This is a genomic window from Tateyamaria pelophila (assembly GCF_019966495.1).
Taxonomy (GTDB): domain Bacteria; phylum Pseudomonadota; class Alphaproteobacteria; order Rhodobacterales; family Rhodobacteraceae; genus Tateyamaria; species Tateyamaria pelophila.
The window spans coordinates 1-6,768 of the sequence record NZ_JAIMIA010000178.1 but is presented as its reverse complement, the minus strand read 5'-3'; the positions used below and the strand labels follow the sequence as shown (position 1 = coordinate 6,768).

The window sequence follows — 6,768 nt, the reverse complement described above, 5'->3', positions numbered from 1 at the left end:
CCTCCCGCCCGTTGTTTGAACGAAACTGAATCACAAAACTATGCAATCAAACAAGAATTAATGGGTGTGCTGCCTAATTGTACCCGCACGAAGTTACGCCCAAATGAAAATTCAAGGCTGAGCCGATCTTCGCACCTGTCCGGCGACAAATTGAGTGAAGAGAGGGGGCTGACTTGGGCACCATAGCTTGCTCGACCACGTAGAGAATTTCGCTTTTGCAAATTGATCTGACCGCACTCGTGTTGTTACCCAGCGCTCTAAGCTCTGCGTTTTCCCTCAGAATATCCAACACTTTTGGGTGCGAGATTTTGAAAAACAATGTCGTTGAGCGGTTGTGATTTAGTCCGGTGAGTAGATCACCCGCGCGTCGACCAACCCGTCGGATCGCGTGATCCGCATTCCCTGGGTCAGTGAATTCGATCCAGGGAGAAGTTGCTATTACCCTTTTAGGGCGCTGCTGGGGTAGCCGCTGCCAGATCTGTAAAACACAGGACACATCGTGCTTCTGACCATTGACCAGAAAAGCATCCGTTGGGATTTCATGATCCAGAACCAGATGAAATTGACGATCCAACCGATCCTGAACACTGGATTTCCGAAAGCTACGCGGCAAAATGAATGCAATGATTTCGGCGCTATTTGCGGCTGCATGATTAAAGAAGCGGATCGCCAAATTGGCTGCATGTCCAAACGGCGGGTTGCCTACATAAAGCGTTCGGCTGGAATTCTTGACGTCGAAAAAATCGGCTTCGACAATTTCTGGATGCTCTGGCGCGATGTCAAAAGCTGTGAGCGGTTTGCCAAAAACCAGCAAGGGCCTGAGGAATGCCCCGTTTCCGGCTGCGGGTTCAACGATCCGATCGAAACTGGTTTCAAGATGTTTCTCACGTAAGAAGGTCTGGATCACTCTCGTAATGTCGTCGGCGATAGTGGGATTCGTGTAGTATTTGTCGAGATCACCGTGCCGGTGGCGCCTGCTGTTGTTATTATTCATTTGATTGACCTGTTTTTGTTCAGATCAATTTGCCAGTGACGCATTGCGCTGAAATTAAAACAGCCAGCCGATTCACATTATCTTAATCAAATGCTGGGACCTGAACGGCGCGACGCGTGACGGTTCAGGGCGTGCCAACAGTGACTGGAAGGCACCTCTACGTTTTGTTTGTTGGACTGCCCAGTTCACCGACATCCTCCAAGATGCCCCACGGTAACCCTTTGTGTTCCGCGGTGAATTCCAACACATTTTGGAGCGCAGCCTCGACTTCGTGATTATGTTTGCAAACGACGGCCACGCGCAGTGCCTTCGCCTTGGCCGCCACAATTTCACACAGAGCGTGCGGTTCTGTCATTAAATCAACGACCAGTTCTGCGGCGCTGATAAATATCGCCTCGATAGGTTCATCAGACTTTTGATCATTTAACTCAGACGCGATCCGGTAAACATTGGACCACGACAGGTCTGCCACATCCTCAAGCTCACATCCCGATTGTTCAAAATTAAGGGCCAGTTCTACCGCGGCTTCTGCTGTTTGAGCGACGGTGATTTGCGACGACAAAACCAAAAACTTTGCTGTAAGGGCGTTGTGTTTTGTGTTGTTGTTGTTGTTGTTGTTGTTGTTGTTGTTGTTGTTGTTGTTGTTGTTGTTGTTGTTGTTGTTGTTGAAATTGTTGTCCATAGTTTTCTTTCTTGTTGGGTTATAAAGAGAAATTTGTTGGGAGCTTGCAAAACACAAATCTGGTTTCGCAAATTGGGTCCGGGCAGCCAACATATCGTGTTGCTTTCGACCGACTCCGAGCAGGCTAGATGTCCGGAAAAACCGCTTTCTTGACCTACGGTGGCACGGGGTTTTTCTTGGAGTTATTGTGGAATGACGAGTGGCTTCGAACAGGCTCCGGTGCAGTCACATCAACAATTTGTTCTGATCGGAGATCAAGACGCTTTCCAGAAGACTTGGTTGAGCCGTACAGGCTCGCCGTTCGTGTGCTGCGATGGCCAAGAACCCAAGAAATCTGTTCGCTGGTAAATGTGCCGCAGGTTTTCAGATCCGATGCGACCGCATGACGAAACAAATATGGGGTCAGTGTTTGAAGGCGCGGGAAAACAGTTTTTCCGAGCCGGCCGATCAGTTTGCCGAGTTTCACGGTAACGCGTCGATCCCGTTCCGACGAATGTAGCCAAGTGCCGTCGGGCGACATTTCCGGTGTCTGGATGGCCAAATGTGCAGGGCCGGGGGGGATTTTTCCACCTTCTTGTAACCGCTGAATGTAAGAAGCCAGCCACACAGCCTCGGGTGAATGGCACAAAACGCGCATCTGGCGCCAAGGCTGGCCACGAGGCGCAGTTTGCCATGTGACATCGACTGCTTTCGGTGTCTTGGCCGCAGGCGGCTGGAATACACTCCCTTCGAAATTCGGATCGCTCTGTTCACGATCCACTTTCGACGACTGGATTCGTATCGAAAGGGCAGGGGGGCGATCCCTGTCGTGCACTTCGATTGAAACTCCATGCCGTGACGAAAGCTCAGACGGGCGACAACCTGTTGTCATTATCACCGCAATACAGGCACGCAGATGGTCGTTGATGTAAGGATCGTGGAGAACTGCCGTGGTCCAGAAATGGCTCCGCCAGTCGTAGCACGCGTTCGACTTCTCTTTGCGCGATTGATGTTGGTTCAGAGCTCTTAGGGCACTGCGCTTTGTTTGGCGGGTCTGCGACGATCCAGAATGAGTCTGACTTCCTTTAGGGATTGGATGTGCCGGGTGGCTGAGCAGGAAGCGGACGGCGCATGCCAGATCCTTCATGTCTGGTACTGATAGGGTTTCCCATATCCGGGGCTCCAACTCTGCTGTGGTAGGATGCAGAACCCGGCTTCGAAAGGCTCGCTTAACGATTGATTTAGCGCGCGGATCAATGACGTTCGCAATGAGCGCTTGAAAATAGAAACTAACCAGTGTTTCGAGTTGCTCTGAGGCATGGCAGACTAGAGCCGAACGGGCGCGCTGGCGTGTGTTCTTGGATTGCCAAAGATCCAGACGATTTCGGCGCTCATATTCTGAATAGGCGTTTCGATGGCGGTTTTTTCGGGTGAGGGTGGCTACAGTTTTTCTGTATTTTTGCAGCGATCCGGATGTTGCGAGAGACTGTCGGCTGACCCGACCCTCTGTGACCCGAGCCCGGCTAAATGCGTTGAGAACCAAGTCCAGCGACAGGTGCCTGATCTCTTCTTCATCAAGTTTGGAAATCGCATCCTGTCTGTTGATGGCAGTCAGCAAATCAGAACCGGAGCGCAGCACAACACATCTAGTCATAGCTGAAGTCCATTTGTCTGCGTTTCCCTGTGAGCCCGATCAGGCTGAGGTTTCACAAATCCAAATGCGCGCTGACAAATCCAAATCGCCGGGCTGTCCATAGTGTTCACCCTGACGAGGAGGGTGAGGAAAGCCAGTATGGAGGGCAGGGGCCGTGGGTATCTAGCATCAATCATGGGAAGGATATCACTTTCAGGTAGGAGAAATCTTGAGACGGGTATGAATTTTGCTGAGCGTCAGCGGCTATGAAAAACTGGCACGAATGGGGCGGTGACGCCTGTCATTGGCTCCCGCTGGCGCACGAGGCAGCACACCCAGACCGGGTGCTTTTGCTGAGTGGCGACCGGTTGCAGCGTCACTGAAAAGCGCGCAGCGCCAAGATCCCAAACACCGTGATAGCGGTAAACACGTCCGTTCCCGTCGACGGTCGGTGCGAGGTGCACCTGTTGCCAGGACCCCGCACGCGGCAGCCTGCCAATGCTGAGAATAAGCTGCGAGGCATTGATCCCGGACCACATCTGTTTTGCCGAAACGCGATCCCCCGACTCGATGCCCTGGGCCTGCCCGATAGTGAGGGTCATTCTTTTACCAGTGGTCTCCAAAAAAATGTGACCAATTAGAGCCCAACCGGCGGGAATTTGATCCGACGGAGACAGTGACCGGGGTGTGAGCGGAACAGCATAGAGATCCTGAGACAGACCTATTGCGGCGAGTGCAGACATTTCGCGATCCACCCTATCGCGCCACGCTTTGTAGGGGTCGTCGATCCTTGAACCTGGCGGTTGGCTTGTAAAGTTATTCATTTTGAATCTCTCGCGGTTGAACAAGAGGCATGTGGGCCGCAGAGGTTAACAGAACGCTAAAGCGGGGAGGGGGCCTGACAAACAAAGCTAAACGATTGCCGCCAGAGCGATCTCGTCGCCACGGCAAAGAACCTGAAGAAATTCGTGAAGATCTTACCCACTCCGCAGTAGGCGCAAAAGCCTGGTCAGAATGGCGCTTGCGCCGTCCTCAGAGCAAGTCTTACAGTGCCATTGAAACGTTGCTTTTATACGGAATCGACCGGACGAGGTGGTTGATACCGCTTCGCCGAAGGGCAGGAAAGTCTAAGGTTTGTGGCTTCTGTCATCGCGGGATGTAGCGGCGATAAATCTGACAAGGAGAAGATCGCGGGGATTTTTGGTGCTATGGAGATTGTTGCTCAGGGCGTCGGCATTCGATTTGCCGCACCGTCGACGGTGTGACTGAGAGCCGTGTTGGCATGTCGGGTTGTTGCCTTTTTAGCCGATTGATCTCTCTGTTGCTGCATTGGGCCGATAGCGGCGCAGTGTTTCATGAACTGGCCGCGCTTACGGGGCCGGCATCTATTGGAGCAGGTGATGTCAGGGGTAAGGTGTCGATATCTGTTCGATGTCGTCGCGGTCCAGAGCTCCGATTTCGATCAAAGCCAGGAAAATGCGATCCCGCTGACTCCTTCGCAAGGCAGGTAAATCTCTTTCATGCACTCGAAAAGATTTTTTAGCCTGATCGGTGTGAAACACAAACGTACTCGCCGCTGGAATGGCCGTCACGCCGACATCGTAGTCACCAGCGGAATATTCAAAAACACCCTTAGCTGACCCTCCAAATCCTCGCTGAAATGTCGAGTGGTAATAACCATCGCGACAGGCCGCGACAGTTTTCACTTGGAATCGCACACAGCGTTTTCCGAGCATTATTCCTGCATCCGCGGGCTCAATATCGGAGAAATCAACGACGCTGAATCCGCGACTAACGAGAAAAGCCCTGAAGGCCAACTCTCCGGTTTCTCCAATACGCCGTGCTTCTTTGCGCGCGTCGGCTGCCGACATGGCTGGAAAAGCGTGCATTCGGCGTAAAGGTGCAATCCAGCCTGCGGCTTCTGAGACGTCGTTGGTGGCGGCTGTGTTGATCTTCGAGCGTGCCATGATAATCTCCATTACTTTGTATGGCATGCATATTTCCTTGCAAACAACTAGTCAAGGCATGCAAAGTATATTCAGTACCGAACTCCCGCAATGGCACAGCGGCGGCCAAATCTAGGGATTCCATCTAGAAAACTGGCATCAGAGCGCTTTTCGCAGCGACCAATCTGCATTACATGGTATGCCAGACAGACTAGTTTTGGAGCGTGCAGTTGTCAGATCAACATCACCAAGACGCATTTCTGGATTTACTGCCTGCGGTTGCGCGAGCCGTGACGCGCAGACTGGGCGATGTGTTGCGGCCGTATCAAATCACGGCGGCGCAGTATTCTGTTGTCCGACTTCTGATAGAGGTTGGTCCAATGACACCGAAAGATATCTCTGAACGACTGACGACCGATATTTCGACGATAATTGGAACTATCACCCGACTTGAGCGCGACCAATTTGTGATCCGCAAACCCTCTCCGACCGATGGCCGAAGTACCGTCCTAGAAGTTTCAGATCAAGGACGCGCCGCATATTCTGGCGCGCAACCGGGAGTCGACGAATTCCTCGCTGGCTTACAAAAACCACTGTCCACCGGAGAAAAAACTGTTCTGCGCCAGGCGCTCCTGGCGACGCTTCAAAACGATATCTAAAGACGTTCGTAAGGCACTTACGCAGAAAGAAACTGTTGTAAATCAGTTTCAACCTGCGGATCGAACCCATTTTCCGGCCTTGTTCCCCGATATCTTGGCCGACCGCTGCGCTCTAGGTCAAGCGGTCATGTCTGATCGTACCAGAGCCACGTAGAAGCCTGCCTCGGCTTCGGTAGACGAGACAAATACCGAACCCGATGGGCATAATACCCTGCAAAAAAAACGGGGTTGAGCACAGTAAATGGTTTTGACAAGACATCTTCGGCCGAATGCTGGCAGAAGGTGTTTTGGTAGCGCCCTCAAGATCTTGAGAAACTAGCGGCTATGGGCTGAGATCAAAGTGCCTCAATTCTACAGTGCGTTCCCATTGGGATTCTATCGCGTCTCCGATTTCAGTGAGAGTGTATTCATCTTCTAACCCTACCCGAAATGGCGACAAGATTAGAGTTCTGGAATGGTTTTTGATGCAAAATTCATCCCAGAGCTTGACCGCGAGATCGCCGCTGAAAAGCGCTTCGTCATCTGGCCAGGAAACTTCGATCCCGAACCAGTCCAGATCGGATAACCGGGATAGAACTTCCGGCTCAGCGGTCGCTATTTGTCTGAAAATTTTTGACGCCAATTCGCGCTTGGCTTTCAATATTGTCATGTTCAATTCCTCTATACTGGTGAACAATGTCAAAATAGCACAGGGCTTCGATTGAAGCGTTTCTGTAAGATTAACGATTCAATTGTTCCCAGGTTTTGCAGGTGTTTGATTCCAAGATTTGATGGCGCTATCTGTTCTTTGGAGATCGTCGGTGTTTGTCAAAGGAGTTGTCCGCCGATTTCATGCGGCGTCTCTGATTTCTGGGGCGCCGGTATCGCGTTCCGGG

7 protein-coding genes are annotated in these 6,768 nt (G+C 51.8%); 1 reads left to right on the top strand and 6 read right to left on the bottom strand.

Annotation, left to right across the window (positions count from 1 at the left end; all coding sequences use genetic code 11):
- Positions 1–73: 73 nt before the first annotated feature.
- The 5 genes from LC354_RS25485 to LC354_RS25465 all read right to left on the bottom strand — a co-directional run bounded on the left by LC354_RS25485 (position 74) and on the right by LC354_RS25465 (position 5,282).
- Complete coding sequence (locus LC354_RS25485; protein ID WP_223428773.1) at positions 74–994, bottom strand: hypothetical protein; 921 nt, start codon at positions 992–994, stop codon at positions 74–76.
- 157 nt (positions 995–1,151) lie between these two features.
- The gene (locus LC354_RS25480; protein WP_223428772.1) at positions 1,152–1,769 is read right to left on the bottom strand and encodes a hypothetical protein; all 618 of its coding nucleotides are present in this window, start codon (positions 1,767–1,769) and stop codon (positions 1,152–1,154) included.
- 61 nt (positions 1,770–1,830) lie between these two features.
- Positions 1,831–3,309, bottom strand: a complete 1,479-nt coding sequence (locus tag LC354_RS25475; RefSeq protein WP_223428771.1) for a hypothetical protein — start codon at positions 3,307–3,309, stop codon at positions 1,831–1,833.
- Between the two features lie 236 nt (positions 3,310–3,545).
- Entirely contained in the window at positions 3,546–3,890 is a 345-nt protein-coding gene (locus LC354_RS25470; RefSeq protein WP_223428770.1) for a hypothetical protein, read from the bottom strand.
- Between the two features lie 801 nt (positions 3,891–4,691).
- Positions 4,692–5,282 (bottom strand): hypothetical protein, encoded by a 591-nt coding sequence (locus LC354_RS25465; protein ID WP_223428769.1) that lies wholly within the window; start codon positions 5,280–5,282, stop codon positions 4,692–4,694.
- A gap of 182 nt (positions 5,283–5,464) precedes the next feature.
- Between LC354_RS25465 and LC354_RS25460 the strand changes: the two genes are divergently transcribed.
- Positions 5,465–5,893, top strand: coding sequence for a MarR family winged helix-turn-helix transcriptional regulator (locus tag LC354_RS25460; RefSeq protein WP_223428768.1), 429 nt, complete (start codon positions 5,465–5,467; stop codon positions 5,891–5,893).
- Positions 5,894–6,215: 322 nt separating this feature from the next.
- On the opposite strand, the gene LC354_RS25455 is transcribed toward LC354_RS25460, so the two are convergent.
- A complete protein-coding gene (locus LC354_RS25455) occupies positions 6,216–6,542 on the bottom strand; it encodes a hypothetical protein (protein ID WP_223428767.1) in 327 nt (108 codons plus the stop codon).
- Between the last annotated feature and the right edge of the window lie 226 nt (positions 6,543–6,768).

Bases quoted from the DNA above. Each gene is read 5' to 3' on its own strand.
- LC354_RS25465 (WP_223428769.1), bottom strand. From the start codon at position 5,282: ATGCCATACAAAGTAATGGAGATTATCATGGCACGCTCGAAGATCAAC.
- LC354_RS25480 (WP_223428772.1), bottom strand. From the start codon at position 1,769: ATGTTGGCTGCCCGGACCCAATTTGCGAAACCAGATTTGTGTTTTGCA.
- LC354_RS25475 (WP_223428771.1), bottom strand. From the start codon at position 3,309: ATGACTAGATGTGTTGTGCTGCGCTCCGGTTCTGATTTGCTGACTGCC.
- LC354_RS25455 (WP_223428767.1), bottom strand. From the start codon at position 6,542: ATGACAATATTGAAAGCCAAGCGCGAATTGGCGTCAAAAATTTTCAGA.
- LC354_RS25470 (WP_223428770.1), bottom strand. From the start codon at position 3,890: ATGACCCTCACTATCGGGCAGGCCCAGGGCATCGAGTCGGGGGATCGC.
- LC354_RS25485 (WP_223428773.1), bottom strand. From the start codon at position 994: ATGAATAATAACAACAGCAGGCGCCACCGGCACGGTGATCTCGACAAA.